28 protein-coding genes are annotated in these 26,767 nt (G+C 65.0%); 5 read left to right on the forward strand and 23 right to left on the reverse strand.

The features are described from left to right. Nucleotides 1-53 precede the first annotated feature (53 nt). A complete protein-coding gene (groES, locus tag E5554_RS19430; RefSeq protein ID WP_004211301.1) occupies nucleotides 54-341 on the reverse strand; it encodes a co-chaperone GroES in 288 nt (95 codons plus the stop codon). A 639-nt stretch (nucleotides 342-980) separates the two neighbouring features. After that, nucleotides 981-2,063 carry an IS110 family transposase gene (locus E5554_RS19435; RefSeq protein ID WP_247594309.1) on the reverse strand — a complete coding sequence of 361 codons (1,083 nt, stop codon included), beginning with the start codon at nucleotides 2,061-2,063 and terminating at the stop codon, nucleotides 981-983. Nucleotides 2,064-2,665: 602 nt separating this feature from the next. On the opposite strand from E5554_RS19435, the gene E5554_RS19445 reads away from it, so the two are divergent. Both E5554_RS19445 and yghU read left to right on the forward strand, forming a co-directional pair. After that, on the forward strand, nucleotides 2,666-3,103 hold the full coding sequence (locus E5554_RS19445) for a universal stress protein (RefSeq protein ID WP_136187796.1): 438 nt from the start codon (nucleotides 2,666-2,668) through the stop codon (nucleotides 3,101-3,103). A 97-nt stretch (nucleotides 3,104-3,200) separates the two neighbouring features. Further along, on the forward strand, nucleotides 3,201-4,070 hold the full coding sequence (gene yghU, locus E5554_RS19450; RefSeq protein ID WP_136187797.1) for a glutathione-dependent disulfide-bond oxidoreductase: 870 nt from the start codon (nucleotides 3,201-3,203) through the stop codon (nucleotides 4,068-4,070). 135 nt (nucleotides 4,071-4,205) lie between these two features. On the opposite strand, the gene E5554_RS19455 is transcribed toward yghU, so the two are convergent. Beyond that, entirely contained in the window at nucleotides 4,206-4,817 is a 612-nt protein-coding gene (locus tag E5554_RS19455; RefSeq protein ID WP_136187798.1) for an NAD(P)-dependent oxidoreductase, read from the reverse strand. Nucleotides 4,818-4,927: 110 nt separating this feature from the next. Between E5554_RS19455 and E5554_RS19460 the strand changes: the two genes are divergently transcribed. After that, a complete protein-coding gene (locus E5554_RS19460; protein WP_136187799.1) occupies nucleotides 4,928-5,320 on the forward strand; it encodes a helix-turn-helix domain-containing protein in 393 nt (130 codons plus the stop codon). Here E5554_RS19460 and E5554_RS19465 read toward each other — a convergent pair. The 10 genes from E5554_RS19465 to truB form a co-directional block, all read right to left on the reverse strand. Continuing rightward, nucleotides 5,317-6,345, reverse strand: a complete 1,029-nt coding sequence (locus E5554_RS19465; protein ID WP_136187800.1) for an acyltransferase — start codon at nucleotides 6,343-6,345, stop codon at nucleotides 5,317-5,319. The two genes, E5554_RS19460 and E5554_RS19465, sit on opposite strands and share 4 nt — an antisense overlap. A 77-nt stretch (nucleotides 6,346-6,422) precedes the next feature. Beyond that, nucleotides 6,423-6,740 (reverse strand): hypothetical protein, encoded by a 318-nt coding sequence (locus E5554_RS19470; protein WP_004211293.1) that lies wholly within the window; start codon nucleotides 6,738-6,740, stop codon nucleotides 6,423-6,425. Nucleotides 6,741-6,854: 114 nt separating this feature from the next. Then, nucleotides 6,855-8,966, reverse strand: coding sequence for an NAD-dependent DNA ligase LigA (gene ligA, locus E5554_RS19475; protein WP_136187801.1), 2,112 nt, complete (start codon nucleotides 8,964-8,966; stop codon nucleotides 6,855-6,857). 21 nt (nucleotides 8,967-8,987) lie between these two features. After that, nucleotides 8,988-9,362 carry a putative quinol monooxygenase gene (locus E5554_RS19480; RefSeq protein WP_136187802.1) on the reverse strand — a complete coding sequence of 125 codons (375 nt, stop codon included), beginning with the start codon at nucleotides 9,360-9,362 and terminating at the stop codon, nucleotides 8,988-8,990. A gap of 141 nt (nucleotides 9,363-9,503) precedes the next feature. Then, nucleotides 9,504-11,165, reverse strand: coding sequence for a DNA repair protein RecN (gene recN, locus E5554_RS19485; protein WP_136187803.1), 1,662 nt, complete (start codon nucleotides 11,163-11,165; stop codon nucleotides 9,504-9,506). A gap of 52 nt (nucleotides 11,166-11,217) precedes the next feature. Further along, the gene (locus E5554_RS19490) at nucleotides 11,218-12,006 is read right to left on the reverse strand and encodes an outer membrane protein assembly factor BamD (protein ID WP_037492082.1); all 789 of its coding nucleotides are present in this window, start codon (nucleotides 12,004-12,006) and stop codon (nucleotides 11,218-11,220) included. A gap of 67 nt (nucleotides 12,007-12,073) precedes the next feature. Further along, complete coding sequence (locus E5554_RS19495) at nucleotides 12,074-13,093, reverse strand: histidine kinase dimerization/phosphoacceptor domain -containing protein (protein ID WP_136187804.1); 1,020 nt, start codon at nucleotides 13,091-13,093, stop codon at nucleotides 12,074-12,076. Nucleotides 13,094-13,240: 147 nt separating this feature from the next. After that, entirely contained in the window at nucleotides 13,241-15,556 is a 2,316-nt protein-coding gene (gene pnp / locus E5554_RS19500; RefSeq protein ID WP_017499908.1) for a polyribonucleotide nucleotidyltransferase, read from the reverse strand. Nucleotides 15,557-15,758: 202 nt separating this feature from the next. After that, the gene (gene rpsO / locus E5554_RS19505) at nucleotides 15,759-16,028 is read right to left on the reverse strand and encodes a 30S ribosomal protein S15 (protein WP_010337408.1); all 270 of its coding nucleotides are present in this window, start codon (nucleotides 16,026-16,028) and stop codon (nucleotides 15,759-15,761) included. Between the two features lie 17 nt (nucleotides 16,029-16,045). Further along, nucleotides 16,046-17,071 carry a tRNA pseudouridine(55) synthase TruB gene (truB, locus tag E5554_RS19510; RefSeq protein ID WP_136187805.1) on the reverse strand — a complete coding sequence of 342 codons (1,026 nt, stop codon included), beginning with the start codon at nucleotides 17,069-17,071 and terminating at the stop codon, nucleotides 16,046-16,048. A gap of 164 nt (nucleotides 17,072-17,235) precedes the next feature. Here truB and E5554_RS19515 point away from each other — a divergent pair, with 164 nt between their 5' ends. Then, nucleotides 17,236-17,931 (forward strand): HAD family hydrolase, encoded by a 696-nt coding sequence (locus E5554_RS19515; RefSeq protein WP_136187806.1) that lies wholly within the window; start codon nucleotides 17,236-17,238, stop codon nucleotides 17,929-17,931. Between the two features lie 3 nt (nucleotides 17,932-17,934). On the opposite strand, the gene E5554_RS19520 is transcribed toward E5554_RS19515, so the two are convergent. Genes E5554_RS19520 through E5554_RS19530 form a run of 3 tightly spaced genes read right to left on the reverse strand, consistent with a single transcriptional unit; the run spans nucleotide 17,935 to nucleotide 19,967 of the window. Continuing rightward, nucleotides 17,935-18,486, reverse strand: a complete 552-nt coding sequence (locus E5554_RS19520; protein WP_348769743.1) for a GNAT family protein — start codon at nucleotides 18,484-18,486, stop codon at nucleotides 17,935-17,937. Continuing rightward, on the reverse strand, nucleotides 18,483-19,061 hold the full coding sequence (locus tag E5554_RS19525; RefSeq protein WP_136187807.1) for a thymidine kinase: 579 nt from the start codon (nucleotides 19,059-19,061) through the stop codon (nucleotides 18,483-18,485). Before E5554_RS19525 ends, E5554_RS19520 begins: the two co-directional genes overlap by 4 nt. 9 nt (nucleotides 19,062-19,070) lie before the next feature. Beyond that, on the reverse strand, nucleotides 19,071-19,967 hold the full coding sequence (locus tag E5554_RS19530; RefSeq protein WP_136187808.1) for an alpha/beta hydrolase: 897 nt from the start codon (nucleotides 19,965-19,967) through the stop codon (nucleotides 19,071-19,073). 135 nt (nucleotides 19,968-20,102) lie between these two features. Here E5554_RS19530 and E5554_RS19535 point away from each other — a divergent pair, with 135 nt between their 5' ends. Next, nucleotides 20,103-20,390 (forward strand): hypothetical protein, encoded by a 288-nt coding sequence (locus E5554_RS19535; protein ID WP_038292451.1) that lies wholly within the window; start codon nucleotides 20,103-20,105, stop codon nucleotides 20,388-20,390. Between the two features lie 35 nt (nucleotides 20,391-20,425). On the opposite strand, the gene rbfA is transcribed toward E5554_RS19535, so the two are convergent. The 7 genes from rbfA to nusA all read right to left on the reverse strand — a co-directional run bounded on the left by rbfA (nucleotide 20,426) and on the right by nusA (nucleotide 26,760). Further along, nucleotides 20,426-20,827, reverse strand: a complete 402-nt coding sequence (gene rbfA / locus E5554_RS19540) for a 30S ribosome-binding factor RbfA (protein WP_048939454.1) — start codon at nucleotides 20,825-20,827, stop codon at nucleotides 20,426-20,428. A gap of 2 nt (nucleotides 20,828-20,829) precedes the next feature. Further along, on the reverse strand, nucleotides 20,830-21,204 hold the full coding sequence (locus E5554_RS19545; RefSeq protein WP_136187809.1) for a helix-turn-helix transcriptional regulator: 375 nt from the start codon (nucleotides 21,202-21,204) through the stop codon (nucleotides 20,830-20,832). Further along, entirely contained in the window at nucleotides 21,201-21,425 is a 225-nt protein-coding gene (locus tag E5554_RS19550; RefSeq protein WP_247594310.1) for a type II toxin-antitoxin system RelE/ParE family toxin, read from the reverse strand. Before E5554_RS19550 ends, E5554_RS19545 begins: the two co-directional genes overlap by 4 nt. A gap of 106 nt (nucleotides 21,426-21,531) precedes the next feature. Beyond that, nucleotides 21,532-24,159, reverse strand: coding sequence for a translation initiation factor IF-2 (infB, locus tag E5554_RS19555; protein WP_136187810.1), 2,628 nt, complete (start codon nucleotides 24,157-24,159; stop codon nucleotides 21,532-21,534). A gap of 9 nt (nucleotides 24,160-24,168) precedes the next feature. Then, nucleotides 24,169-24,882, reverse strand: a complete 714-nt coding sequence (locus tag E5554_RS19560; protein ID WP_136187811.1) for a DUF448 domain-containing protein — start codon at nucleotides 24,880-24,882, stop codon at nucleotides 24,169-24,171. A gap of 63 nt (nucleotides 24,883-24,945) precedes the next feature. Continuing rightward, on the reverse strand, nucleotides 24,946-25,179 hold the full coding sequence (locus tag E5554_RS19565) for a 4-oxalocrotonate tautomerase family protein (RefSeq protein ID WP_017499897.1): 234 nt from the start codon (nucleotides 25,177-25,179) through the stop codon (nucleotides 24,946-24,948). 6 nt (nucleotides 25,180-25,185) lie between these two features. Beyond that, nucleotides 25,186-26,760, reverse strand: a complete 1,575-nt coding sequence (nusA, locus tag E5554_RS19570) for a transcription termination factor NusA (protein WP_048937887.1) — start codon at nucleotides 26,758-26,760, stop codon at nucleotides 25,186-25,188. Between the last annotated feature and the right edge of the window lie 7 nt (nucleotides 26,761-26,767).

The raw sequence follows: 26,767 nt of genomic DNA on the forward strand, positions 1-26,767 counted from the left end.
CTAATTCCTTCGAAAAATAGGGAAAAATGGAAAACCGAAATTCCGGAAATCGCTTAGGCGACAATACCCAGAATGTCCGATTCCTTCATGATGAGCAGGTCTTCACCGTCGACCTTGACTTCGGTGCCCGACCACTTGCCGAACAGCACGCGATCGCCGGCCTTGACGTCCAGCGGAGTGACCTTGCCGTCTTCGGCCTTCGAACCCGAACCGACGGAGACGATTTCGCCTTCCTGCGGCTTTTCCTTGGCGGTGTCGGGGATGATGATGCCACCGGCCGTCTTCGCTTCCGCTTCAATGCGGCGAACGAGAACGCGGTCATGCAACGGACGGAATGCCATGATGATTGCCTTTCCCTTTGTGCTGGGATGGGTCCGGCGCGGCCCGCAAGAGGAATGTCCCCGTGCGATATTGTGCCCCGCCTTGTCCTTCTCCCGATGAACTCTCTCATTGTTAGCACTCGCAGATGGAGAGTGCTAGCGGCATGCATATGGAAAAGTCGTTTCGCCGGTCAAGGGCGGGACGGGATAAAAATTTTCGCCGTCCCGATGGATCGGCGATCGATCGGGACGGCACGCAGGCCATAGCGCAATCGCCCCGCCCCGTCATGCCGGGCGCGACGGACCGCACGGGGATTGCGACGCGACAGGCGGCCGGCGGGTAGCAGCACAGGGCCACGCGCCTGTCGAAGTTCACAGTGTAAACGGGGCTTCCGGGGTCTTTGCACCGCCAACGCGCCGGGAACGCGTCGACTACGCGCCTGTCGCGCGTCGGGGGTGTGGGGGTGCGGGTCAGTGGCGCGCGCCCGTCATGCGGCGGCGAAGCGACGGTAACGCGACACATAGGCCCCTGCCGCGCATCGATGAGGCTACAGGCGAGGCAGAGGCGGCGATGCGAAGAAAGGCGCTGGTCCATCGCGCAGGGTAGATCAGAAATCGGGCATGTAGGACAGGGTGACACGAAGCGAGCATCTCCCGTCATCAACTCAGTTTGAGTGCGGCATTTGCGAATGTGATGAGCTTTCGCATGACGGCGGTGATGGCGACGATAGGCTTTTTGCCGTTTTGGATGAGGCGTTGGTAGAAGGGCTTGATGAGGGGGTGAGATCGGACGGCGGCGAGTGCGGCCATGAAGATGGCGTTTCGGACGGCGGGTCGGCCGCCCCTGACGCGGCGATAGGCGTCCTTTGATCCGCTTTGGCGGGGATGGGGCGCAAGGCCGGCGAGGGAGGCGGCCTGTTTACGCGAGAGGGTGCCCAACTCGGGCATGAGGGCAAGCAGGCTGTAGGCGGTGGTGGCGCCGATGCCGGGGATGGCGAGCAGGGTGCGAGCCCTTGCGGCGATCTGGCTGTGCCGAACGAGGGTGGCGATGGCGCCGTCGATGGCCTTGAGCTGGGTCCTGAAGCTGTGGACGATGGGATCGATGAGCGGCTGGATGTCCGCGGCGCCGGGGGCCTTTGTGCGATTGTTCCAGGCGGTGATGGCCGCGACGATATCGCGTCGCGCCATGACGAGGGCGTGCAGCTTCTGCTGCTCGGCCGGCCAGGGCTTCCATCGGGCCAGGCGATCATGGCGTTCCTGCCCGTAGCGGGCGAGCATACGCGCGTCGATGGCATCGGTCTTGGCAAGCGTGCCGAGCGAACGGATGAAGGCCTTCACCTTGCGTGCATCGGCGCGGTGGCAGGCATGGCCGGCGCTATACAGGGCGTCCAACAGGGCCGCTTCATAGCCGCCGGTCGCCTCGCACAGGACGAGGCAGCCCGGATCGAGGGTTTGCACGAAACGCGCCAACGCTTCAGGCTGGTTGGGCAGGATGTAGCTGGCGCCGCCATTGCTGTGAAAGACGGCGATCTCCTTTTTGCCGACATCGCAGCCGATAAAGCAGGTGGGGGTGATCATGGGCAGGCTCCTGACAGGCTTGCGATTGTCTGCGGGCATGCGCGAGGGCAGCCCCTTCAACTCATCAAGCATTGCAAGACAGCGGCCGGACGACCATGATGACGACGGGCGACGAGCCCTATTGCGAGACGGTCGATCCGGCCGCGCGCCGGGCCGGGTGGCCACCCGGCCCGGCGCATCCTCAGCGGATCACACAGCCATAGCCTATCTCAAACAGACAATTGCGAGCGGAGCGAAGCAATCCATCTCGCGCCAGTGGATTGCTTCGCTCCGCTCGCAATGACGATATCCGGCTTTGACAGCTAACGACCAGAAGCGGACATTCCTCCCCGGAACGGGGAGGTGGCAGCGCGAAGCGCTGACGGAGGGGCAGGAGCCTCTTGGCGCTGAGCTATCCGGCCTGTGCCCCTCCACCACTCGCTACGCGAGCGGTCCCCCTCCCCGTGCCGGGGAGGAATGTCTTGTTCCCACCCAAATCCGTCATTCCCGCGCAGGCGGGAATCCATCTCCTGACCTCGCATCTGGTCCGAAGCTGGTGAGATGGATCCCCGCCTGCGCGGGGATGACACTGTGAAACAGGTGGCCAGCTTCCCACCCCACTCCGCCATCTCAGCGACGGGTGGGAATGGCCGTGCCTGCCCCCTCCCCCATTGCCCGGCGATTGCGGCATGTCCTTATTCATGTCGGGTCGGGAATCTTTGATGACTGGGGCACCCCGCGCGCGCGTCGGTGGTTGGACGGCGCATAAGCGATAAGAGGAGAGCGCCATGTCCTACGCCACGATCGTCGCCGCCGTCGATGTCAACGCCCCTGACCTCGCCCGTGCCGCCATTGCCGGCGCGGCCGATGTGGCGGGGAACCAGGGCGTCGTCCATCTGCTCTATGTCCGCTATTATCTGCCGACCCGCTATTCCGAGCTGCTGGACGGCAGTTTCGACGAGAATGAGGAGCGCGATGCGCTGGCGGCGATGAAGACATGGGCGAGCGAGGCCGGGCTGGCGCCCGATCGCACCCATTTCCTGACCCGGCGCGGGCGGGTGCGCGACGAGGTGCTGAGCGAGGCGGCGCGGCTGAAGGCCGACCTGGTGGTGATCGGATCGCACCAGCCCTCGCTCACATCCAAGCTGCTGGGGTCCAATGCGTCGGCGATCATCCACCAGTCGCCGGTCAGCATACTGGTGGTGCGGACGCAAGCATCGGATTAGCAGAAATAATCAACAGCGGTTGAGCGGCGCTCGGTTGCGGCGGGCGGGCGCCGTTCCTACCTGCCGGGCATCAGAGATTTATCGGAGCGATGCCCGCATGACCGACAGCTATACCCCGCCCGCCGTCTGGATTTGGGACAAGGATAAGGGCGGCGCCTTTGCCAATATCAACCGGCCGATCGCCGGCGCCACCCATGACAAGGCACTGCCGGTCGGCCCGCATCCGCTCCAGCTCTATTCGCTGGGCACGCCCAATGGACAGAAGGTGACGATCCTGCTGGAGGAATTGCTGGAGGCGGGCGTCACGCAGGCCGAATATGATGCCTGGCTGATCCGCATCGGCGATGGCGACCAGTTCGGCAGCGGCTTTGTCGACGTCAATCCCAACAGCAAGATCCCCGCGCTGATGGACCATAGCGTGTCGCCGCCGCAGCGCGTGTTCGAATCCGGCGCGATCCTGCTCTATCTGGCCGAGAAGTTCGGCAAATTCCTGCCGACCGATCCGGCCAAGCGCACCGCGACCTTGAGCTGGCTGTTCTGGCAGATGGGCAGCGCGCCGATCCTGGGCGGCGGCTTTGGCCATTTCTTCGCCTATGCGCCGGAAAAATACGAATATCCGATCAACCGCTACACGATGGAAGTGAAGCGGCAGCTGGACGTGCTGGACCGGCATCTGGCGGAGAATGACTATCTGGCCGGCGACGAATATTCGATCGCCGATATCGCGGTGTGGCCCTGGTATGCGGGCGTGCTGCTGAACCGGGTCTATGGCGCGGCGGAATTTCTGGACGCGGGCAGCTACACGCATGTGCTGCGCTGGGCGAACCAGATCGATGCGCGCCCGGCGGTGAAGCGCGGGCGGATCGTCAACAAGACCAACGGGCCGCTGGAGGATCAGCTGCACGAGCGGCATGACGCCGGCGACTTTGCCACGAAGACGCAGGACAAGCTGGAGAGGGTGGCCTGACACCCCTTCCGTTCGTTTCGAGCTTGTCGAGAAACGGGAAGCACGGACGGAGGGGCATGATGCAAGGTCACGCACCGGCCCCTCCACCGCCTGTGGCGGTCCCCCTCCCCAAGCCAAGCTTGGGGAGGAATTTCATCAATAGCCTACGGTGAAGCGCTGGCGGATGTGCTTGGGCGCTTCGATTTCATCGGCGAGCGCGATGGCATAGTCGGCATAGGAAATGCTGCTATGGCCCTCGCCATCGACCAGCAACTGGTCGGTGCCGAGACGGAATGTTCCCTTGCGATCGCCGACGAAGAACAGGGCGGAGGGCGAGAGGAAGGTCCAGTCGAGATCCGCCACGCCGCGCAGATAGGTGAGGAAATCGCCGCCCCGGCCGGCTTCGGCCTTATAGGCTTCGGGAAATTCCGGCGTGTCGATCAGCTTGACGCCCGGCGCGACCTCCAGGCTGCCGGCGCCGCCGACCACCAGATAGCGGGCCACGCCCGACGCCCGCACCGCGCCGACCAGCGATGCCGGATCGGTGTCGGCGAACATCACGGCGCTCACCACCACATCATGGCCGGCGAGCAGCGCACTGAGCACAGCCGCATCATTGACGTCGCCAGCGACGGCGGTGATGCCGACGTCCTGCACCGCATTTTCGGGATGGCGCGAGATTGCCGTCACCTGATGCCCGCGACGGGCCAGTTCCGCGCTAATTTCCCGCCCTGCCCGGCCGCTGCCGCCGATGATCGCGATCTTCATGTTCCATTCTCCATGGGTAGTTACCAATGGAAACCAGATAGCGATTAGGATATCATGATCGCAAGAAGGCACTTTGCCATCACCTGGTTACGCCGAGGAAACCGCCTGCCATGACTGCGCCCACGCCCCTGCCCCGGATCGGCGACGCCTATGATCCCGATTGCCCGACCCGCCATGTGCTGGACCGGATCGGCGACAAATGGGCGGTGCTGGTGATGCTGACGTTGAAGGACGGGCCGGTGCGGTTCAACGATCTGCGTCGGCGGATCGGCGCGATCTCGCAGAAGATGCTGTCGCAGACATTGAAAAGCCTGGAACGCGACGGGCTGGTGAGCCGCGCCGCCTATGCCACGGTGCCGGTGACGGTGGAATATCGGCTGACGGAGATGGCGCAGGGGCTGATCGGCATATTGGACCAGATCACCCGCTGGGCCGAGGGCCATGTCGGCGCGATCATGGACGCGCGCCGGGCGCATGACGCGCGGGAGGTCGAGGCCGCCTAACCGGCCTGGGTGGCGCGCTGGCCCTGCGACGCGGTGCGGTCGCGCCACCAGCGGTTGATGCGACGGGCGGCGGGACGCTCCACGCCATAGGTGAGCGCGCTCGCCAGCAGCAGCGAGGCAGCCGTCGCGAGCAGGAAGCCGATCCAGGTCGACAGGCCGGCGCGGTCGACCAGATTCATGATCGCCAGCCCGGCATTATGGTGGATGAGGTAGAGCGCGTAGCTGATCGCGCCCAGCCAGAGCAGCAGCCGATGGCGCAGGAAGGGCAGCCAGCCGCGCAGCATCGCGGCGAAGATCGCCATCACCAGCAGCGCCGCGACCAGATATTCGCGCGGGTCGGCCCAGGCGATCGTCGCCAGCGCCGCCACGAAGAAGGGCGCCTGTTGCCCCCAGCGACGATGCCCCGACCAGATGCGGTAGAAGAGCATGCCGATGATGAAGAAGGGGATATAGTCGAGCACCAGCAGCATGACGAGGCGGCTGGGCATCGCGTGCCAGCCGGCAATCGCGGCCTTGATCGCCAGCCAGCCGAGCAGCAGCCATTCGAGCCGGGCAAAGCCGCGCCCCATCCAGATCGCCAGCATGCAGCAATAGAAGGCGAGTTCCACGCCCAGCGTCCAGTAGACGCCATCGACCGCGGGCAAATAGAAATAACCCTGCAGCATCGTCATGTTGACCGGGATCACCCAGGCGGGCGGCAGCAACTGACCGGCGCCGAGCAGCAGAACGATGCCGATCGAGAGCGCCATCGCCGCCCAATAGACCGGGAAAAGCCGGGCGAAGCGCTTGACCGAGAAATCGGCGGCACTGCGCGTCCCTTCCAGCGAGAAGGCGATGACGAAGCCGGAAATCGCAAAGAAGAGCAGCACGCCATAGCCGCCATGTTCGAACAAAGGCGGCAGGCGATGCCCTTGCGGGAAGAGCTTGGGATAGATGTTGAAATAGTGAAAGAGCAGCACGGAAAAGGCCGCGATGCCACGCAACGCGTCCAGTTCCTGCAATCGCGTCCTGCCCTGCCCCATCATCCCCCTGCCCTACGCCCCCACGCGATAAGATTGGGTAAATTTGTGTGAACGATAGCGCCCGCGCCGGGGCGCCGGCATCAATTGCCGTCGGCGTCGACCATGAACTGCATCGGCTTGCCGCGCGATTCCGGTTCCCAGCCGGCCGCCAGCGCCGCGCGCACGCCGCGCGCGACGATGGCATCGTTGATCTGGAGCCGGCCGCGCGCCAGTCCTTTGAGCAGGCGCTTGGGCGGCGGAAATTCCAGCACGGCGCCGCGCTGCGTCCCCTGCTGCTGCAGGGCGACGGTCATGCCGCGCCAGCCATCCGCATCGCTCCATTGCGGTTCGCGCCGCACTTCCCAATCATAATGCGCGCCGTCGACCAGGACGGTGCCACTGTTGTTGCTGTTTGACATGATGATCGCCCTATAGAGCATAATCCATTCATTCTGAATGGATTATGCTCTACTTTCCTTTTATTTTCCGCATTTTCCGAGCCAGCAGATGATACCATCTGCTTCGAAAATGCTCTAGCCTGCCGCCCTGACGATGTCAGCCCAGTCCTGTTCGCTAATCACCTCGATGCCGAGCGCCGTCGCCTGTTTGAGCTTCGATCCCGCGCCGGGGCCAGCGACGACCAGATCGGTCTTGGCGCTAACCGATCCCGCCGCCTTGGCGCCCAGCCGCTCTGCCTGTGCCTTGGCCTCGTCGCGGCTCATCGTCTCCAGCTTGCCGGTGAAGACGATGATCTTGCCGGTGACGGCGCTGGCGGTGGTCTCGACGACATAATCGGGCGGAGACACTTCGCTCAGCAGATCGTCCCATGCCTCGATATTATGGGGTTCGTGAAAGAAATCGGCCAGCGCATGGCCCACGGCGGCGCCGACATTCTCGACCCCGATATGCTCGGCGATCGCCTTGTCCTTCTTCGCCTGGGTCTCATGCTCCTGATCGCGCAGGGCAATGATCTCGTCCGCCAGGGTGCGCAGCGCGGGAAGCGTGGTGTAGCGTTTGAGCAGATCGCGCGCGGTGACGGCGCCGACATGGCGAATGCCGAGGCCAAACAGCAGCTTGGCGGCGTCTGGCGCGCGCTTCGCCTCGATCGCGGCGAGCAGATTGTCGACCGACTTTTCCTTCCAGCCCTCCCGCCCCAGCAGTTCGCCGGCATGGGTGCGCAGGCGGAAAATGTCGGCCGGCTCCTTGATCCAGCCAAGATCGAGAAATTCCTCGATCGTCTTTTCGCCCAGCCCCTCGATATCGAGCGCGGCGCGGCTGACGAAATGGCGCAGCCGCTCGAACCGCTGGGCGGCGCAGATCAGGCCGCCGGTGCAGCGATAATCGACTTCCTCCTCCTCGCGCACCGCTTCCGATCCGCAGACCGGGCAATGGGTGGGGAAGGGAAAGGGGTCGCGCACTTCGTCACGGGTCAGATTGTCGACCACCTGCGGGATGACGTCGCCGGCGCGCTGGACGACGATGCGGTCGCCCGGCCGCACGCCCAGCCGCTCGATCTCGTCGGCATTGTGCAGCGTGACGTTGGAGACGACGACGCCGCCGACCGTCACCGGGGTCAGGCGGCCGACCGGGGTCAGCTTGCCGGTGCGACCGACCTGGATGTCGATCGCCTCCAACGTGGTCTGGGCGCGTTCGGCCGGGAATTTATGGGCGATCGCCCAGCGCGGCGCCTTGGCCACGAAGCCGAGCCGCTGCTGCCAGTCGAGCCGGTCGACCTTGTAGACCACGCCGTCGATATCGAAGGGCAGGTCGGCGCGGGCGCGTTCGATCGCGCGATAATGGGCCAGGATCGCGTCGATGCTATCGACGCAGACCAGCATGTCGGACACGGGCAGACCCCAACTCGCAATCGCCTGCATCACGCCCAACTGGGTGTCGGCGGGCAGCGCGCTATGGGCGCCCCAGCCATGGGCGAGGAAACGTAAGGGACGGCTGGCAGTGACGCTGGCGTCCTTCTGGCGCAGCGATCCGGCGGCCGCGTTGCGCGGATTGGCGAACTGGCGCGCCTTGTCGGCATCCTCCGCCTCGTCCAGCAGCCGCTGGTTGAGGGCGACGAAATCCGCCTTGGCCATATAGACCTCGCCCCGCACCTCGAACAGGTCGGGGATGGCTTCGCCGGTCAGGCGCTGGGGGATGTCGGCGATGGTGCGGACATTGGCGGTCACATCCTCACCGGTGGTGCCGTCGCCACGGGTCGCGGCCAGCACCAGCTCGCCCTGTTCGTACCGCAGCGAACAGGACAGGCCATCGATCTTCGGTTCGGCGGTCATCGCCACCGGCGCGTCTTCAGCCAGCGCCAGGAAGCGGCGGACGCGGGCGGCGAACTCGACGATATCCTCGTCGGCAAAGCCATTGTCGAGGCTCATCATGCGGACCGCGTGCGGCACTTTCTTCAGCGCCGAGGTGGCGGCAGCGCCGACCTGCGCGTTGGGCGAGTCGGCGCGGATCAAATGCGGGAAGGCCGCTTCGAGCGCGTTATTCTCGCGGATCAGCGCGTCATAGTCCGCGTCGCTGATCTCCGGCGCGTCCTGGTCATGATAGAGGCGGTTATGCTTCGCCACCTCCCTGGCAAGGCGCATCAGGCGGTTGGCGGCTTCGGCTTCGGTAAGGCTGGCGGGATCGGTCATGGGGATGCCTTAACGCCCACTTCAGATTCCCGCCACCGGCACGGTTTCAAAATGCTGGGGGAAGCCGGCGATGATCGGGCGCGCCTTGGCGATGGCGGCGCGGACGGCGGGGAGCTTGAGCGAAGCGGCGTGGCTCTCGCGGCTGTCCCAGACTTCGGTGATCCAGAGCGCGTCGGGATTGGCTGTGTCGAGCGCAACGACATAGGAGAGACAGCCGGGCATCGCCCCGATCGCATCCTTGAGATAGCCGACCAGTTCGTCGCGCTTGCCCGGCGTGCTGAGCATCTGGCCGATCAGGCCGTAGCGCGGCCTTGCCTCCTGCGCGGTGGCGGGGATGGCAGTTGCAGCCAGCGTGGCGGCGGTGAGGCCGAGCATGTCTCTGCGATTATGGGTCATGCGGCTATCCTATCCCCTCCGTTCGTCCTGAGCGAAGTCGAAGGACGCGCCGAGCGGAGCGAGGCGCCTTCGCTTCGCTCAGGTGAAGGCTTCGACTTCGCTCAGCCCGAACGGTATGTGAAACGCGCGAATTGGCAAGCCTCAAGCTTCCAGCAGCCGTTCCGCCTGTGCGCGCGCTTCGGCGGTGATTTCCGCGCCGGAGAGCATGCGGGCGATTTCCTCGCGCCGTTCGCCATCGCTCAGCGCATGGACGCCGGTGCGTGTCACCGTGCCGTCGCTGGATTTCGCGATCAGCATATGGCCGGCGCCGCGCGCCGCGACCTGCGGGCTGTGGGTGACGACGAGGATCTGGTTGCTCTGCGCCAGGCGCGACAAGCGCTCGCCAATCGCATCGGCCACCGCGCCGCCGACGCCCCGGTCGATCTCGTCGAAGATCAACGTGTCGGCCCCGCCCTGCTCCGCCAGCGCGACCTTGAGCGCGAGGATGAAGCGGGACAGTTCCCCGCCCGAGGCGATCTTGGCGAGCGGCGCGAAGGGCGCGCCGGGATTGGTCGAAATCTCGAACTCGACCCGGTCCATGCCAGCGCCGCTCCATTGCCCTTCGTCGAGCGGGGCTACGACGGTGCGGAAGCGGGCGGCGTCAAGCTTCAGCGGCGCCAGTTCGCCCGCGACCGCCGCATCGAGCCGGCCGGCGGCCAACTGGCGTTCGGCCGACAGCGCCTGGGCGGCGGCGCGATAGGTTGCGGCCTTTTGCGCGACATCGGCTTCGAGCGCGGCGATATGCTCCTCCCCACCCTCGATCGCGGCGAGGCGCGCGGCCATCTCGTCACGCAGCGCGGCGAGATCGTCGGGCGCGACCTGATGCTTGCGGGCGAGACCCCGGAGGTCGAACAGCCGGGTCTCGATCGCGTCCAGCCGGGCGGGGTCGAAGCTCAGCGCTTCGGCCGCCTCGGCCAGCTTGTCCTCCGCCTCGCCCGCTTCGATCACGGCGCGGTCCAGCGCCTCCAGCACGGCGGAGAGCGGCTCATATTCGCCTGCGATCCGGTCGAGCCGGCGGGCGGCCTGCCGCAACTGGGCAAGACCGCCATCCGAGCCGGTCAGACAATCGGTGACGGCGGACAGATCATCGGACAGGCGCGCGCCCTTCTGCATGGTCGCGCGCTCCTCCGCCAAAGTCGCTTCCTCGCCGGCCTCGGGCGCGAATTTGGACAGTTCGGCGACGGCATGGTCGAGATAGTCGCGATCGCGCGCGGCCGTTGCGATCGTCTCGCGCGCCTGCGCCAGATCGGCAGCAGCGCTGCGCCAGGCGGCATGAGCGGTGGCGACCGCCTCCGCCTCGCAACGGCCATAGGTGTCGAGCAGGGCGCGATGGCCACGGGCGTTGAGCAGGCCGCGATCGTCATGCTGGCCGTGGATCTCGACCAGCGCACCGCCCAGATCGCGCAGCAGCGCGGCGGAACAGGCCTGGTCGTTGATGAAGGCGCGGCTGCCGCCGTCGGCCTTGACCGTGCGGCGGATCAGCAGCGGTTCGCCCGGATCGATCTCGATGCCATTGTCGGCCAGCAGCAGCGCGGCGCGATGACCGGCGGGCGGCGGATCGAAGCTGGCGGTGACGCTGGCCTGCGCCTCCCCTGCCCGGACAAGGCCGCTGTCTGCACGGGCGCCGAGCGCCAGCCCCAGCGAATCGAGCAGGATCGACTTGCCCGCGCCGGTTTCACCGGTGAGGACGGACAGGCCGGCGCCGAACTCCAGGTCCAGCGCCTCGATCAGCACGACATTGCGGATGGCAAGCGAGATCAGCATGGCGCCTGTCTACCTGCCATCGCACAAAAGGGGAACAAATAAAGCGTGCGCCTCAGCTCTTGACCGGATGCTGCTGCATCAGCTTGTAGCTGCGCTCATACCATTTGGTGCCGGGATAGTTGCGGCCGAGCACGGCGGCGGCCTTCTGCGCTTCGGCCGGGATGCCGAGCGAGAGATAGGATTCGACCAGACGCTCCAGCGCTTCGGGCGTGTGGGTGGTGGTCTGGAACTTGTCGATCACGGTGCGGAAGCGCAGCGTGGCGGCGAGCCACTGGCCCCGGCGCTGGTAGAAGCGGCCCAGCTCCATTTCCTTGCCGGCGAGGTGGTCATTCACCAGGTCGACCTTCAGACGGGCGTCGGCAGCATAGCGGGTGTCGGGATAGCGGCGGATCAGTTCGCCCAGCGCATCCATCGCCTGCTGCGTGATCTTCTGGTCGCGGGTGACGTCGGCAATCTGCTCATAATAGCACAGCGCGATCAGATAATAAGCGTAGGGCGCGTCCTTGTTGCCGGTGTGGATCGACAGGAAGCGCTGCGAGGCCGCGATCGATTCCGGATAGTCGCGGTTCATATAATAGCTGAACGCCGACATGAGCTGCGCGCGGCGCGCCCAGGGCGAATAGGGATGCTGGCGCTCGACCTCATCGAACAGCGCGGCGGCGAGCTTGTACTGGCCGCGATCGAGGCGGGCCTTGCCGCTGTTGTAGAGGGTCGACACGTCGCGGGCGACGTAGAGGGTGTCGGCCTTGTTCTTTGATGTGGAGCAGCCGGTCAGCACAGGCGAGGCGATCAGGACCAGAGTGGTGGCCGCGCCGATGCGCGTCAGGGTTTTCGTCAGCATGCGCCGGGTCATAGCCGAGCGGATCGCCGTCGCCAAGCGCCAGAATGTTGCAGAACGTTAAGCCGTGTCAGCGCGTCTGTTGCGGCAGGTCGAGGCAGGCCATGGCGCCGCCATCCGGCGCCGGTTCCAGCCGGAAACTGCCGCCCAGTTGCTGCGCCAGCGCGACGGCGATACGCAGGCCGATGCTGGTCGGTCCGTCGGGCATGGTCCCGTCCGGCAGGCCGCGCCCGTCGTCGACGATGCGCAGTTGGAGCGCGCCGCCCGTCTGCTGTTCCAGCGTCACCGCTACCCGCCCCGCGCGATCGGGCAGGCCATGTTCGATCGCGTTGCTGACCGATTCCGCCACGATCAGCGCCAGCGGCACGATGACATCGGGTTCGAGCGACAGGCCATCGGGCGCGCAGATGGTGCAATCGATATCGGTGCGGCCGGATGCATCGACGATATCGGCGCAGAGCATGACCATGAAGGCGCGCAGTTCCTGCCCCTGCCCCGAGGGATCATAGAGGGCGCGGCTGATCTTGCCGATCAAAGCGAGGCGGGCGGCGGCATCGTCCAGCGCGCGACGGGCGACATCATTGTCGATCTGGCGCCGCTGGAGCGAGAGCATGGCGGCCACCACCTGAAGATTGTTCGACACGCGGTGCTGGAGTTCGCGGAACAATAATTCGCGATTCTCGGCCAGGGCGCGGCTGCGCTCCCGCTCCACCGCTAGGTTGAAATTGGCGCGCTGCATGAAGTGGATGAGCAATATGTCGACGGCCACGACCATCGTGTAGAAGATCAGCGCCATCGCGACGCCGGGGTTGAAGGCCAGCGCATAGAAGGGCGGGATGAAGCAATACCAGGACAGCAGCCCGCCGATGACGGCGGCGAAGATGCCCGGCCGCACCCCGAACAGGAAGGAGGAGAGGATGACCGCCGGGAAGAAGGTGACGAAGGGATAGCCGACCGGCAGCAGCGTTTCCGCTGCGACACGCGCAAGCCAGGCGAGCAGGCAGAGCAGCAGGCTCAGCGCATAGCCATAGACCGGTCTTGGAAGCACGAGCGGCAGGCGCTCGACAAACCGCTCATTGCTGCGTTGCATGGACATTCCCCCGGAACCGTGACGCGACCGTATCAGATGTCGCCCCCCGCGCCTTGATCGAAATTAGCCCGGACGGGATTCGTCATGAAAAAGGGGCGCCCGGCCAAGCCGGACGCCCCCTTTTCCTGTCAGCGATGATGCTGCCGATCAGTCCTGGGTCAGGAAGTCGGGCAGGCCGGCGTTGGAGCCGTCATCGTCGCCCTTGCCTTCGCTGCGCGGGCCACGGTCGCGGCGCGGGCCACGATCGCCACCACGACCGCCACGGTCGCCGCCGTCACGGCGCGGGCCGCGACCACGATCGCCGCGATCACCACGGTCGCCGCGCGGTTCACGCGGTTCGCGGGCCGGACGGGTGTCTTCCAGTTCCTCGCCGGTTTCCTGGTCGACGACGCGCATCGACAGGCGAACCTTGCCGCGCGGATCGATCTCGAGGACCTTGACCTTCACTTCCTGGCCTTCCGACACGACGTCGGTCGGCTTTTCGACGCGCTCATTCTTCATTTCGCTTACGTGGACGAGGCCGTCCTTGCCACCCATGAAATTCACGAACGCACCGAAGTCGACGATGTTGACGACCTTGCCGGTGTAGATCTTGCCGACTTCCGCTTCCTCGACGATGCCCAGAATCCACTTCTTGGCAGCTTCGATCTGGGCGGTGTCGGACGACGAAATCTTGATGATGCCTTCGTCGTCGATGTCGACCTTGGCGCCGGTTTCGGCGACGATCTCGCGGATGACCTTGCCGCCGGTGCCGATGACGTCACGGATCTTCGACTTGTCGATCTGGATCGTCTCGATGCGCGGGGCGTGCGCCGACAGTTCGGTGCGGGTCGAGGACAGGGCCTTGTTCATCTCACCCAGGATGTGGGCGCGACCTTCCTTGGCCTGGCGCAGGGCGGTCTCGAAGATTTCCTGCGTGATGCCGGCAACCTTGATGTCCATCTGCATGGTGGTGATGCCGGCTTCCGTGCCAGCCACCTTGAAGTCCATGTCGCCGAGATGATCTTCATCACCCAGGATGTCCGAGATGACGGCGAAGTCGCTGCCTTCCAGGATCAGGCCCATGGCGATACCCGACACCGGACGCTTGAGCGGAACGCCCGCGTCCATCATCGAAAGCGAACCACCGCAGACGGTGGCCATCGACGAGGAACCGTTCGACTCGGTGATGTCCGAGAGAACGCGGATGGTGTAGGGGAATTCGTCCTTGGTCGGCAGCACCGGGTGCAGCGCGCGCCAGGCGAGCTTGCCATGGCCGACTTCACGACGACCCGGCGCACCGAAGCGGCCCACTTCACCGACCGAATAGGGCGGGAAGTTGTAGTGCAGCATGAAGTTTTCATAGTGCAGGCCGGTGAGGCCGTCGATCATCTGCTCGGCGTCCTTGGTGCCCAGCGTGGTGGTGCAGATCGCCTGCGTCTCGCCACGGGTGAACAGGGCCGAACCATGGGTGCGCGGCAGGAAGCCGACCATCGCCTCGATCGGACGGATCTGGGTGGTGGTGCGGCCGTCGATGCGCTGGCCGTCCTTCAGGATGGCGCCACGGACGATCTCGGCTTCCAGCTTCTTGGTCAGCTTGATGCCGGCCATCACGGTCTGCGCGTCGAGGCCGTCTTCCGTGAACATCGCCTTCGCCTTGGCGCGGGCTTCGTTCAGGGCGTTCGAGCGGGCCGACTTGTCGGTCAGCTTGTAGGCGGCGGCGATGTCGCCACCGATCAGATCCTTGAGCTTGCCCTTCAGCGCGCCGAGATCGTCGCCCTTGGCCATTTCCCACGGATCCTTGGCGGCCTTTTCGGCCAGCTGGATGATCGCGTCGACGACCTTCTTGCTCGCTTCATGGGCGAACAGGACAGCGCCGAGCATGACGTCTTCCGACAGTTCCTTGGCTTCGGATTCGACCATCATCACGGCGTTGCTGGTGGCAGCGACGACCAGGTCGAGTTCGCCGGTCTTCACTTCGTCCAGCGACGGGTTCAGCTGATATTCGCCATCCTTGTAACCGACGCGGGCGGCGCCGATCGGGCCCATGAAGGGCACGCCCGACAGGGTCAGGGCAGCGGAAGCAGCGATCATCGCGACGATGTCGGGCTCGCTCTCGCCATCGAACGACATCACCTGGGCGATGACGTTGATTTCGTTGTAGAAGCCTTCGGGGAAGAGCGGACGGATCGGACGGTCGATCAGGCGCGAAACCAGGGTTTCCTTCTCGGTGGCGCCACGCTCACGCTTGAAGAAGCCACCCGGAATGCGGCCCGCGGCCGAATATTTTTCCTGATAGTGAACGGTCAGCGGGAAGAAGTCCTGGCCGTCCTTCACCGACTTGGCGGCGGTCACGGCGCACAGCACCACGGTTTCGCCATAGGTTGCCAGCACGGCGGCGTCGGCCTGACGCGCGATCCGGCCGGTTTCGAGGGTCAGCGTCTTGCCGGCCAGCTCGATCGAAACTTTCTTTACATCGAACATATATGTTCCTTTGCCCACCTGGCCCTATTGCCGGGCGGGGCCTCATATGCGGACGAAACCGGTCCGCGGCGGTTGTGGAGCATCGTGTGGCCCCTGAAACGAAACGGGGCGCCGGATTGCGCCCGTCCCGAATGACATCCCCAAAAGGACGTCCGTTAGAATCGGAAACGGCCCCGAATGGGGCCGTCCCTTATTAGCAGGCTTACTTACGCAGGCCCAGCTTGGTGATGAGGTCGGTGTAGCGAGCCGCATCCTTCTTCTTCAGATAGTCCAGCAGCGAACGACGCTTGTTGACCAGCATCAGCAGGCCGCGACGGCTGTGGTTATCCTTGTGGTGACCCTTGAAATGCTCGGTCAGGTTCGAGATGCGCTCCGACAGGATCGCAACCTGGACTTCCGGCGAACCGGTGTCGCCTTCGACGCGGGCATGTTCCTTGATCAGCGCTTCCTTGCGCTCTGCAGTGATCGACATCGGGCTTCCTTTCGTATCTAGAGATTGAAGCCGCGCACCACCCGGATCTCCGGGCCACTGGACTCCACCAGCGCGACGGGCGTATCGCCCAACATCGCCAGCAGGAGACCGGTGTGCGGTTTCCCCATGAGCATCTTCCCCTGTCGGAGTGCCAATGCTTCATCGGGAGAGACTGCAAGAGCCGGGATATCGTCCAGCCCTGCCGTCAACGGGAGCATAAGCTCGCCGATGTCGCCGCCCCTAGCAGCTTCGTCCAGTTTGTCCAGCGAAATCGCGGTTTCCAGGGTGAAGGGCCCGGCCTTGATCCGCCGCAACATGGTGACATGGCCGACCGTGCCGAGCGCCAGCGCGATGTCGCGGGCGAGGGAGCGGATATAGGTGCCCTTGGAGACATGGGCACGCAAGGTGACGGAGGCCAATTCCTCCCCGGCACGGGGAGGGGGACCATGCGAAGCATGGTGGAGGGGCACGCCCCCCATATCCTGCCCATCCAAAGTCGCATCCAGCGACGCCTGCCCCTCCACCCCGTCGCTGCGCGACGCGGTCCCCCTCCCCGTTCCGGGGAGGAATAGTTCATGGATCGTCACCGATCGCGTCTTCATCTCCACCTGCTCCCCCTTGCGGGCGAGGTCATAGGCGCGCTGTCCGTCGATCAGGATCGCGCTATAGGCGGGCGGCGCCTGTTCGATCGGACCGGTGAAGCGCGGCAGGATGGCTTCCACCTGCGCCAGCGTCGGGCGCACATCGCTCTCCGCGATGACCTTGCCCTCCAGGTCGAGCGTATCGGTCTGTGCGCCAAAGGCGATGGTGAAATCGTAGATCTTGTCGCTGTCGAGCATCCGGCCGGCGAGCTTGGTCGCCTCGCCGATCGCGATCGGAAGCACCCCGGTCGCCAGCGGATCGAGCGTGCCGCCATGGCCGACCTTCCATTTCTCCGTCCCGCCCAGCACCTCGCGCTGGGTCCGCAGCGCGCGCTTCACTGCGCTGACCGCCTGGGTCGAGCCGAGGCCATGGGGTTTGTCGAGGATGATCCAGCCGTGCATGGCGGCGCGCTCTATAGCGCCCGCCCTGCCCTGTCAGCCCTTATCGCATCCTTACGTCCGTTCGTTTCGAGCCTGTCGAGAAACGGAGGCCAATGGAAGGAAGGATGAAACGCCTTGCCGATCAGCCATTTCCCCCTGCCCCGCGCCGCGCTATTCCCGGCGCCATGACGATCAAGCTCATCTGCCTCGATGCCGACGATACGCTCTGGCACAATATGCGTCATTTCAACGCGACCCAGGACGCGCTGACCGACATGTTGCAGCCCTTTGCCGATGTCGATGTGACGCGCGAGCGGCTGATCGCCTGCGAGATCCGCAACCTGCCGCTCTATGGCTATGGCGCCAAGGGCTTCACCCTCTCAATGATCGAGGCGGCAGTGGAACTGGCGGGCGAGCAACTGTCGACCGCGATGATCCAGGACATATTGGCGGCGGGCCGCGCGCTGCTGGCCCATCCGGTCGAGCTGTTCGACGGGGTCGAAGAGACGCTGGAGCGGCTGGCGGACATCGGCCCGCTGGTGCTGGTGACCAAGGGCGACCTGCTGCACCAGGAAAGCAAGCTGGCGGCATCGGGCCTGGGCGACCTGTTTTCCGGGATCGAGATCGTCAGCGACAAGAAGGTCGACACTTTCCGCACCTTGTTCGCCCGCCATGGCATCGCCCCCGAACAGGCGGTGATGGCCGGCGATTCGATGCGGTCGGACATATTGCCGGCGCTGGAGGCCGGGGCCTGGGCCGCGTTCATCCCGCAGGAGGGCGCCTGGTCGCATGAGCGGGCGCAGCCGCCGATTGGCGCGGCCCGCTATACCCAGTTGGAACGGCTGGGCGAACTGCCCGACTGGATTGCCGGCATAAGCTGAAACTCAGGCGGCGCGCGCGGCCCATTCGTCGGCGAGGATCGAATAGATTACCGTGTCGCGGACATGGCCGGTCCAGGTGATGCGCTGCTTGCGCAGCACGCCTTCGCGCACGGCGCCCAGCTTCTCCACCGCCTTTTGCGAGCGGATGTTGCGGGCGTCGATGCAGAACTGGACGCGGGTGAAGCCGCAGGCAAAGGCGCGGGCCAGCAGCAGCGGCTTGATCCGGCCATTAAGTCCGGTGCCACGCACCGACGGCGTCATATAGGTGCCGCCCAGTTCCAGGCCATTATGCGCGGCGTCGACATTCAGATAGCCCGACATGCCGACCGGCTCGCCATCGGCCAGAATGAGAAACGTGTGGCGATTGGGCGTCGCCAGGATCGCGTCGAAGGTCGGATCGAAATCCGCGCCGGCGAGATGGTTGGGATAAATCTCCCACACCGGATCGTCGACCGGGCAGATCGCGCGCAAGGCTTCGCGATGATGGTCGGCCAGTTGCTCCAGATAGAGGCCGGGCGCTTCGATCGGCGCCAGCAGATCATCCATCCGGCTCATCCGCGCATCTGCTCGACAAAATGGCGACGGCACAGCGCCACATAACGGTCATTGCCGCCAATCTCCGTCTGGGCGCCCTGGCGGATCGCCCGGCCCGACGCATCGACGCGCAGGTTCATCGTCGCCTTGCGGCCACAGTCGCAAACCGTCTTGATCTCGGTCAGCGCGTCGGCCAGGCCCAGCAGATGGGCGCTGCCCTCGAACAATTCCCCCTGGAAATCGGTGCGCAGGCCGTAGCAGAGGACGGGGATGTTCAGGCTGTCGCTGACCGCCGCGAGTTGCCAGACCTGATCGCGGGTCAGGAACTGGGCCTCGTCCACCAGCACGCAGGACAGCGGCGTCGCGTCATGCTGGGCGGCGATGGCGGCAAGCATGTCGACGCCCGGCTCGAACAGATGCGCCTGCGCCTCCAGCCCGATGCGCGAGGCGATCCGGCCATGGCCGAAGCGATCGTCGACCGCCGCGGTCCACAGCATCGTCGCCATGCCGCGTTCCTGATAGTTGAAGCTCGATTGCAGCAGGGTCGTCGATTTGCCCGCATTCATCGAGCTATAATAGAAATAGAGCTTCGCCATGGCCGCGCTTTAGCGCAGCGTCGGCGCAACGCCAGCCAGGAAACGCACCAGCGCATCGGCGAGCGCGATCCGCTTGTCGGAAAAGCTGTGATCGGTCGGCCAGACCATCAGCCGGCTGTTGGGATTGGCCGACTGGGCGTCCGCCCCCACCTTGCGCGCCATCGCGCCGATGCCACGCTCCGCGCCGATGATGGTCAGCGGCCGACGGCCATAGCCGACCAGCTTGCGGCCGAGGTCGAACTTCTGCGCATCGCCCTTGATCTCGGCGGTCAGGCTTTCATAGCTGGCGCCCGACAGCGGCGGCAGGTCGCCCGCCACCTCGGCCTTCCAGCCCGCCTCGCCCTGTGGCGTGGCGAGCGAGGCGACGGTCTGGGCCGGATCCCAGGGATCGATCAGGAACAGGCCGGCGACGCGCGGTTCGGCGGCGGCCGCCTCGGCCGCCATGAAGCCGCCCATGCTGTGGCCGGCGACCACGATCGCGCTGGTGTCGATACGATATTTGGCGACGGTCGACGCTTCCTCCAGGAACAGCAGCGCGTTGAACGCATCCTCCGCCGCGTTGGTGAAGGAGAAGATGCCGGGGCTGCCCCATGAGCCGCGATAATGGAGGGTCAGGACATTCCAGCCGGCCCGGCGCGCGGCCTGGGCTAGGTCCAGATTCTGCTCATTGCCCGGAAAGCCGTGGAGCAGCAGCAGGGTCGGATGCACGCCGCTGCCCGCCGCGACATACATGACCGCATTCATCGCCCCCTCGCCCGAGGGAATGACGAACGCATCCATCCGCGCCGGGTTGGCGGCGTCAGGCGCGGGATCGGCGGTGACGGCAGGATGGATGGCGGGTTCACAGGCGATGGCGGGCGTAGCCAATGCCAAGGCGGCCATACTGATTATCCCGCTCATCTTCATGCGTCTGCCCCTCTTGATCTTCCGGTTCCGGGAAAGACGCTGTTAGCGCTGCGGCACCGTCGCGTCGACGCTGGAAACATTCCGCGACCGGACGAAATGTGGCAAGATGCTTCGCACCTTTTCTGGAGCAAACACATGGCGAACGCGCAAGCCAGTGAAGCCTGTCTCTATCCCATCGTCCTCGTGCAGGACCGGTATAGCGGTGCCTATAGTGGCGGGGCATGGCTTGCACTGGCCGAGGGCGATCACTCCTGCGAGCAGGCTTCGCGGATAGGCTGGATCATGAGCCACGGCCCCAGCGGTAATGACCTGGAGGCAGCTGCGTTCTGGCAGGCGCATCCGGCCTGGATTGCTACAGGTAAAACGCCCGACGAGGCGATCGCGCGTTTACGCGCTCAAAATTCCATCGCAGCCATGGCCTAGTCCTCCCCCGGAACAGCGCTCCGGGGGCCAGCCCTTCAATCTTCGCTCTCATCCTGTTCCAGGTCGCGGGCGACCTTGGGATCGCGGAGCAGCTTGTCGATATGGCTGCCCTCGTCGAAGCTCTCGTCCGACAGGAATTTGAGCTTCGCCGCATATTTGAGGCGGATGCGGTGCGCGACTTCGCGCTGGAGATAGGCGGTGTTGGTGCGCAGCGCCTTGAGCACCGCTTCCTCATCCTTGCCGAGCAGCGACTTGATGAAGACGGTGGCGTGGCGCAGGTCGGGCGACATGCGCACTTCGGTGACGCTGACCACATGCTGGCTCAGCACATCGTCATGCACGTCGCCGCGCTGGAGAATGTCGGAAAGGACATGGCGCACCTGTTCGCCGACGCGCAGCAGGCGGACAGAGGGGCCTTCGGATTGTTGTTGAGCCATAGTCAGACCTTAAAAAACATATCTTCGAGCGAAACATTCAACTCCATGGCCAGCTTGCGCCAGAGTTCCACATTCGCGCTTCTCTTATTGCGTTCTACATTACTGAGATGGGCATGTGTCGAGCCCACCCGTTCCGCCAAAACTTTCAGCGTTAAGCCCCGATGTTTTCGCCATGCGCGTAAAGGGCTTTCCCCGGCCATCATTCCATCGACCACTTTCGCGGGAAGATATTCCTCGCCCTCATCGCGGCGCGCCTCAGCCTCTGCAGCTGCTACCGTGTCAGCCTTATCCTCCGCGATCTCGACAAGCCGTTGATAATCCTCAATCGGCAGCATCGCGATCTTCTGGCCCGCGATCTCGACAATTTGAACGGTCATGGGTTCACCTCATAAGCCGATCCGCGCGGCGCAATATCATCAATCCACAGAATATCCTGATCGAGACGGAAAATCACGCGCCAGTCCTGAACCCGCAACCGATATTCAGGACGCCCCTGCAGGCGTTTGACATTGGCATCAAGCGATGCGGGATCGCTCGCCAACTCGTCAATCTTCTGCCGAATAAGCGTTCGCTTGTTCGATCGCAGCAGCGCTCTCATCGCCGTCTTCGAGAAGCGGATATCCACATCCGCAAATTATAGGCACGACAAAGGCCGGTGAAGAAATTTAGCTCACAGCTAAATTCCTCGACCGGCCTTCTGTAACTCACAGCGTGCGTGCGCGCTCTTCGACTTCGAACAGTTCGAGCGTATCGCCCGGCTTGATGTCGTTGGTGTCCTGCAGGACCGCACCGCACTCCATGCCGGCGCGGACTTCGGAGACATCGTCCTTGAAGCGACGCAGCGACGCGATGTTGGTGCGCGACACGATGACATCGTCGCGGGTGAGGCGCGCGGCCAGACCCTTGCGGATGATGCCGTCGAGGACGAGCAGACCGGCGGCCTTGTCCTTCTTGCCGGCCGGGAAGACCTGCAGCACCTCGGCGCGGCCGACGATCGTCTCGATCCGTTCGGGGGCGAGCTGGCCAGCCATTTCGCCGCGAACTTCCTCAAGCAGGTCGTAGATCACGTCATAGTAGCGCAGGCTGATCTTCTCGCGCTCGGCGAGCTGACGGGCCTTGGCATTGGGACGGACGTTGAAGCCGATCAGCGGCGCGCGGCTGGCCGCGGCCAGCGTGACGTCGCTTTCGGTGATCGCGCCGACGCCCGAATGCAGGATGCGGACCTTGATCTCGTCGGTCGAGATGCGGTTGAGCGAGGACACGATCGCTTCGACCGAACCCTGCACGTCGCCCTTCACCACCACCGGATATTCGATGACCTTGGTGTTCAGCGCCGAGAACATATGCTCGAAGCTGGTCGGGGCAGCCGTGGTGCGCTTCTTGGTCGCCTGTTCCTGACGATAGGCAGCGACTTCGCGGGCGCGGGCTTCATTCTCTACGACGGTGAGCTGATCACCGGCCATCGGCACGCCCGACAGACCCAGAACCTCGACCGGGGTCGAGGGGCCGGCTGTCTTCATCTGCTGGCCCTTGTCGTTGATCATCGCGCGGACCTTGCCGCTTTCCGAGCCGATGACGAAGGTGTCACCGATCTTCAGCGTGCCCTTGCGGACCAGCACGGTCGCAACCGCACCACGGCCCTTGTCGAGCTGTGCCTCGATCACATTGCCTTCGGCGTCGCGATCGGGGTTGGCGGTCAGTTCCATGACCTCGGCCTGGAGCAGGATCTTGGTGATCAGTTCGTCGAGGCCGGTCTTCTTGAGCGCCGACACTTCCACGTCCTGGACGTCACCACCCATGTCCTCGACCACGATTTCCTCGCTCAGCAGGCGCTCACGCACCTTCTGCGGGTTGGCGTCGGGCTTGTCGCACTTGTTGATCGCGACGATCATCGGCACGCCAGCAGCCTTGGTGTGGTTGATGGCTTCGATCGTCTGCGGCATCAGGCCGTCATCGGCCGCCACCACGAGGATGACGATGTCGGTGACGTTGGCGCCACGGGCACGCATTTCCGAGAAGGCTTCGTGGCCCGGCGTGTCGAGGAAGGTGATGAGATCACCGCTCTTCGTCTTCACCTGATAGGCGCCGATATGCTGGGTGATGCCGCCGCTTTCGCCGGCCACCACGTCGGTGCCGCGCAGCGCGTCGAGCAGCGAGGTCTTGCCATGGTCGACATGGCCCATGATGGTCACGACCGGGGCACGCGGCTTGAGCGTTTCGGGTGCGTCAGCCTCGCCTTCCATGCCGATTTCAACGTCGGCATCCGACACGCGCTGGATGCGGTGGCCGAATTCCTCGACCAGCAGCTCCGCCGTATCCTGATCGATCGGCTGGTTGAGCGTGACGGCGGTGCCCATCTTGAACAGCGCCTTGACCAGGTCCGCGCCCTTTTCGGCCATACGGTTGGCCAGTTCCTGCACGGTGATGCTTTCGGGCACCACGACGTCGCGGCTCTGCTTCTCGCGCGGCTGGCTGCCGCCCGAATAATGGGCACGACGTTCCTTCTCGCGCGCACGCTTGAGCGCGGCGAGGCTGCGGGCACGGGCGCTGTCGTCGTCCGCAAGCGCGCGGGTGACGGTCAGCTTGCCGGACTGGCGGCGATTGTCATCGTTGCGCTTGGCACGATCGGGCTTCGCCGGTTCGGGGCGCTTGACCGGCGCGACCGGGGTGAAGCGGCGCGGCGGCGGCATGGTCGAGCTGGTGGTCGCCGGTGCGGCGGGCGCAGCCGGGGCAGCAGCGGCAGGCTCGGCTGCAGCAGCCGGCGCGGCCGGGGCCTCGACCGGCGCAGCCGGCTTGGCGGCTTCGGCAGCCTTGGCCTGCTCGGCGGCTTCGGCAGCCTTGGCGGCCTCGACCTCGGCATTTTCGGCAGCCTGGCGATTTTCCTCGGCGCGGCGCTTTTCTTCTTCGCTGGCGGCAAGGCGCGCGGCATCCTCACGGCGGCGCGCATCTTCCAGCGCGGCCATGCGGGCTTCCTCGGCCTCGCGCAGCAGCTTGGCCTGCAGTTCCTGACGCGACATCAGGCTCTGCGGCGGCGCCTGGCGCACGGGGGCGGGCTGCGGCGCGCGCTGCTGCGGCGCAGGCGCGGCAGGACGGGGTGCGGCCGGCGCTGCGGGCGCGGCCGGCGTCGGATCAGCCTGGGGCGCAGCAGCGGGCGCAGCGCCGGTGCTTTCACCCGGCTTGCCCATGGGGACGCGGCGCCGCTTCACCTCAACCACGACCGTGTTCTTGCGGCCATGGCTGAACTGCTGCTGCACCTGACCGGACTCGACCGTGCGCTTGATCCCCAGCGGCTTGCGGCCCAGAACCGGCTTGTCTTCGTTGCTGTCACTCATCGACTATGTTTAACCCTTCACATCATCATCAGCCGGCGCAGCCGCCGACGTATCATTCCATGCAGCCTCATGCGCCTGCGCATCGGCGGAGTCCTGCTCCCCATGCACCGGCGCCCCGGTAGCGCATCCCAGATAGCTTTCCAAGCGGCCCAGAGCCGCACGCAGGCGCACTGTCGCCCGCGAGTCGGTCACCGCGATATGGACGACATTGTCGCGCCCCATTGCCATAGATAGGGCGTGCCGGTCCACAGGCAAGACGATGCCCGCAAGATCCGTGCCTTCCGCTTCCTGTCCCACGCGCAAGGCCTGGTCCAGTTTTCGATTGCCGTCCGTGCCCGCATCGGCGGCATGGAGCAGCATTTTCACCATGCCCTTGCGGCATGCGACGTCGATCTTTTCCGATCCGGTCAGCAGCATGGAGGCGCGAGCCTCCAGCCCCAGGCGGCTGAGCAGATCCTGCCGCAGCCCGGCCTCTACCAGATCGGGAAGATTGTCGGGAATTTCAAGAGCGCCTTCCTTGAAGGCGCGGGCGAGTGCGCCCTTGAGCTTGCCCTTGGCCAGCGCCGTTTCCAGTTCGGCCCGCGACACGCCGATCCAGGCGCCCCGGCCCGGCGCCTTGGCGCGGACGTCGGGCATCACCTGCCCTTCAGGGCCGATGGCCAGGCGGATCAGCGTTTTGGGATCGGCGCGGTCGCCGCTCAATATGCATTTGCGTTCGGTCATGCGCGCCCCTCCGCCAAAACGGACAAAAGGGCAAGACCAACGCTGTCGAGTAGGCTTATTCTCTCATCGGGGAGTGTCCGCAGCATTGGCGTCCTCCCTATTTGGAGAAATTGCGCGGTCGGCGATCAACTGACCGCCGGCCGCATAATTTTCGGTCGAGACTTCCGAGATCACGATCTGGACGGCAGCCGCCGGCTTTCCCAGCCGCTCCACGAGCGACTGGGTGACATCAGCAACGATCGCGGCTTTCTGCTCGCGAGTCGCGCTACCGGCCAGGCGGATGTCGACGAAAGGCATGTTGGCTTACGCTTCCTCGCCTTCGAACCAGTGGGCGCGGGCGGCCATGATGATCTCATTGCCCTGCTCATCGGTCAGACCATAGGCAGCCAGGATGCCGCCCTTGTCTTCATTGCCGCTGTCCGACTTGCGACGACGCTGATCGACGCGCTTCTTCTGCACCAGTTCGTCGGTGGCCAGATCGGCGAGATCGTCGAGCGTCTTGACGCCAGCCTTGCCGAGCGTGACCAGCATCGCTTCGGTGAGGTGCGGCATGTCGGCCAGCGCGTCCTCGACGCCCAGTGCCTGACGCTCTTCACGGGCAGCCTGTTCGCGACGGTCGAGCGCTTCCTGCGCGCGGCTCTGCAGCTCGGCAGCCAGATCCTCGTCGAAACCTTCGATCCCGGCCAGTTCCTCGACGCTGACATAGGCGACTTCTTCCAGCTCGCCAAAACCTTCGGCGACCAGCAACTGCGACAGCGTCTCGTCCACGTCCAGCTCGTTCTGGAACATTTCCGAACGGCTGACGAATTCCTTCTGACGCTTCTCGCTGGCGTCGGCCTCGGTCATGATGTCGATCGCCTTGCCGGTCAGCTGGCTGGCGAGGCGGACATTCTGGCCGCGGCGGCCGATGGCGAGCGACAGCTGATCGTCGGGAACGACGACTTCGATGCGCTCTTCTTCCTCGTCGATGACGACGCGGGCGACCTGGGCCGGCTGCAGCGCGTTGACGACGAAGGTGGCGGTATCTTCCGACCAGGGGATGATGTCGATCTTTTCGCCCTGCATTTCCTGCACGACGGCCTGGACGCGGCTACCCTTCATGCCGACGCAGGCGCCGACCGGATCGATGCTGCTGTCACGGCTGATGACGCCGATCTTGGCGCGCGAGCCCGGATCGCGGGCGGCGGCCATGATGGTGATGACGCCATCATAGATTTCGGGCACTTCCTGCGCGAACAGCTTCTTCATGAATTCGGGGTGCGCGCGGCTGAGGAAAATCTGCGGACCGCGATTTTCGCGGCGCACGTTCAGCACGACCGAACGGATGCGGTCGCCGACGCGAACCACTTCGCGCGGGATCTGCTGGTCGCGGCGGATCACGCCTTCGGCGCGGCCCAGATTGACGACGACATGGCCGAATTCGACCGACTTGACGACGCCGGTGATGATTTCACCCACGCGGTCCTTGAACTCGTCGAACTGGCGCTCGCGCTCGGCGTCGCGGACCTTCTGGAAGATCACCTGCTTGGCCGACTGGGCATCGATGCGGCCCAGGTCGATCGCGGGCAGCGGATCGACGATGAAGTCGCCGACCACGGCGTCCTTCTTCAGCTTGGCGGCCTGCTTGAGGTCGACCTGCTTGAAATAATCCTCGACCACCTCGACGACTTCGACGACGCGCCACAGGCGCAGGTCGCCACTGTCCGGGTCCAGCTTGGCACGGATGTCATTCTCGGCGCCGTAACGGGCACGGGCGGCGCGCTGGATCGCATCTTCCATCGCCTCGATGACGATCGCTTTGTCGATCATCTTCTCGCTGGCGACGCTGTTTGCAATCGCGATCAGCTCGGCCTTATTGGCGGAAATGGCGTTGGCCATGACGATA

The sequence above is a fragment of the Sphingobium sp. PAMC28499 genome (assembly GCF_004795815.1).
GTDB classification, from domain to species: Bacteria; Pseudomonadota; Alphaproteobacteria; order Sphingomonadales; family Sphingomonadaceae; genus Sphingobium; species Sphingobium yanoikuyae.

What these genes read in the sequence shown, in the direction of transcription:
- groES (WP_004211301.1), bottom strand. Translation starts at nt 341, where the DNA reads ATGGCATTCCGTCCGTTGCATGACCGCGTTCTCGTTCGCCGCATTGAA.
- E5554_RS19445 (WP_136187796.1), top strand. Translation starts at nt 2,666, where the DNA reads ATGTCCTACGCCACGATCGTCGCCGCCGTCGATGTCAACGCCCCTGAC.
- yghU (WP_136187797.1), top strand. Translation starts at nt 3,201, where the DNA reads ATGACCGACAGCTATACCCCGCCCGCCGTCTGGATTTGGGACAAGGAT.
- E5554_RS19455 (WP_136187798.1), bottom strand. Translation starts at nt 4,817, where the DNA reads ATGAAGATCGCGATCATCGGCGGCAGCGGCCGGGCAGGGCGGGAAATT.
- E5554_RS19460 (WP_136187799.1), top strand. Translation starts at nt 4,928, where the DNA reads ATGACTGCGCCCACGCCCCTGCCCCGGATCGGCGACGCCTATGATCCC.
- E5554_RS19465 (WP_136187800.1), bottom strand. Translation starts at nt 6,345, where the DNA reads ATGATGGGGCAGGGCAGGACGCGATTGCAGGAACTGGACGCGTTGCGT.
- E5554_RS19470 (WP_004211293.1), bottom strand. Translation starts at nt 6,740, where the DNA reads ATGTCAAACAGCAACAACAGTGGCACCGTCCTGGTCGACGGCGCGCAT.
- ligA (WP_136187801.1), bottom strand. Translation starts at nt 8,966, where the DNA reads ATGACCGATCCCGCCAGCCTTACCGAAGCCGAAGCCGCCAACCGCCTG.
- E5554_RS19480 (WP_136187802.1), bottom strand. Translation starts at nt 9,362, where the DNA reads ATGACCCATAATCGCAGAGACATGCTCGGCCTCACCGCCGCCACGCTG.
- recN (WP_136187803.1), bottom strand. Translation starts at nt 11,165, where the DNA reads ATGCTGATCTCGCTTGCCATCCGCAATGTCGTGCTGATCGAGGCGCTG.
- E5554_RS19490 (WP_037492082.1), bottom strand. Translation starts at nt 12,006, where the DNA reads ATGCTGACGAAAACCCTGACGCGCATCGGCGCGGCCACCACTCTGGTC.
- E5554_RS19495 (WP_136187804.1), bottom strand. Translation starts at nt 13,093, where the DNA reads ATGCAACGCAGCAATGAGCGGTTTGTCGAGCGCCTGCCGCTCGTGCTT.
- pnp (WP_017499908.1), bottom strand. Translation starts at nt 15,556, where the DNA reads ATGTTCGATGTAAAGAAAGTTTCGATCGAGCTGGCCGGCAAGACGCTG.
- rpsO (WP_010337408.1), bottom strand. Translation starts at nt 16,028, where the DNA reads ATGTCGATCACTGCAGAGCGCAAGGAAGCGCTGATCAAGGAACATGCC.
- truB (WP_136187805.1), bottom strand. Translation starts at nt 17,071, where the DNA reads ATGCACGGCTGGATCATCCTCGACAAACCCCATGGCCTCGGCTCGACC.
- E5554_RS19515 (WP_136187806.1), top strand. Translation starts at nt 17,236, where the DNA reads ATGACGATCAAGCTCATCTGCCTCGATGCCGACGATACGCTCTGGCAC.
- E5554_RS19520 (WP_348769743.1), bottom strand. Translation starts at nt 18,486, where the DNA reads ATGAGCCGGATGGATGATCTGCTGGCGCCGATCGAAGCGCCCGGCCTC.
- E5554_RS19525 (WP_136187807.1), bottom strand. Translation starts at nt 19,061, where the DNA reads ATGGCGAAGCTCTATTTCTATTATAGCTCGATGAATGCGGGCAAATCG.
- E5554_RS19530 (WP_136187808.1), bottom strand. Translation starts at nt 19,967, where the DNA reads ATGAAGATGAGCGGGATAATCAGTATGGCCGCCTTGGCATTGGCTACG.
- E5554_RS19535 (WP_038292451.1), top strand. Translation starts at nt 20,103, where the DNA reads ATGGCGAACGCGCAAGCCAGTGAAGCCTGTCTCTATCCCATCGTCCTC.
- rbfA (WP_048939454.1), bottom strand. Translation starts at nt 20,827, where the DNA reads ATGGCTCAACAACAATCCGAAGGCCCCTCTGTCCGCCTGCTGCGCGTC.
- E5554_RS19545 (WP_136187809.1), bottom strand. Translation starts at nt 21,204, where the DNA reads ATGACCGTTCAAATTGTCGAGATCGCGGGCCAGAAGATCGCGATGCTG.
- E5554_RS19550 (WP_247594310.1), bottom strand. Translation starts at nt 21,425, where the DNA reads ATGAGAGCGCTGCTGCGATCGAACAAGCGAACGCTTATTCGGCAGAAG.
- infB (WP_136187810.1), bottom strand. Translation starts at nt 24,159, where the DNA reads ATGAGTGACAGCAACGAAGACAAGCCGGTTCTGGGCCGCAAGCCGCTG.
- E5554_RS19560 (WP_136187811.1), bottom strand. Translation starts at nt 24,882, where the DNA reads ATGACCGAACGCAAATGCATATTGAGCGGCGACCGCGCCGATCCCAAA.
- E5554_RS19565 (WP_017499897.1), bottom strand. Translation starts at nt 25,179, where the DNA reads ATGCCTTTCGTCGACATCCGCCTGGCCGGTAGCGCGACTCGCGAGCAG.
- nusA (WP_048937887.1), bottom strand. Translation starts at nt 26,760, where the DNA reads ATGGCCAACGCCATTTCCGCCAATAAGGCCGAGCTGATCGCGATTGCA.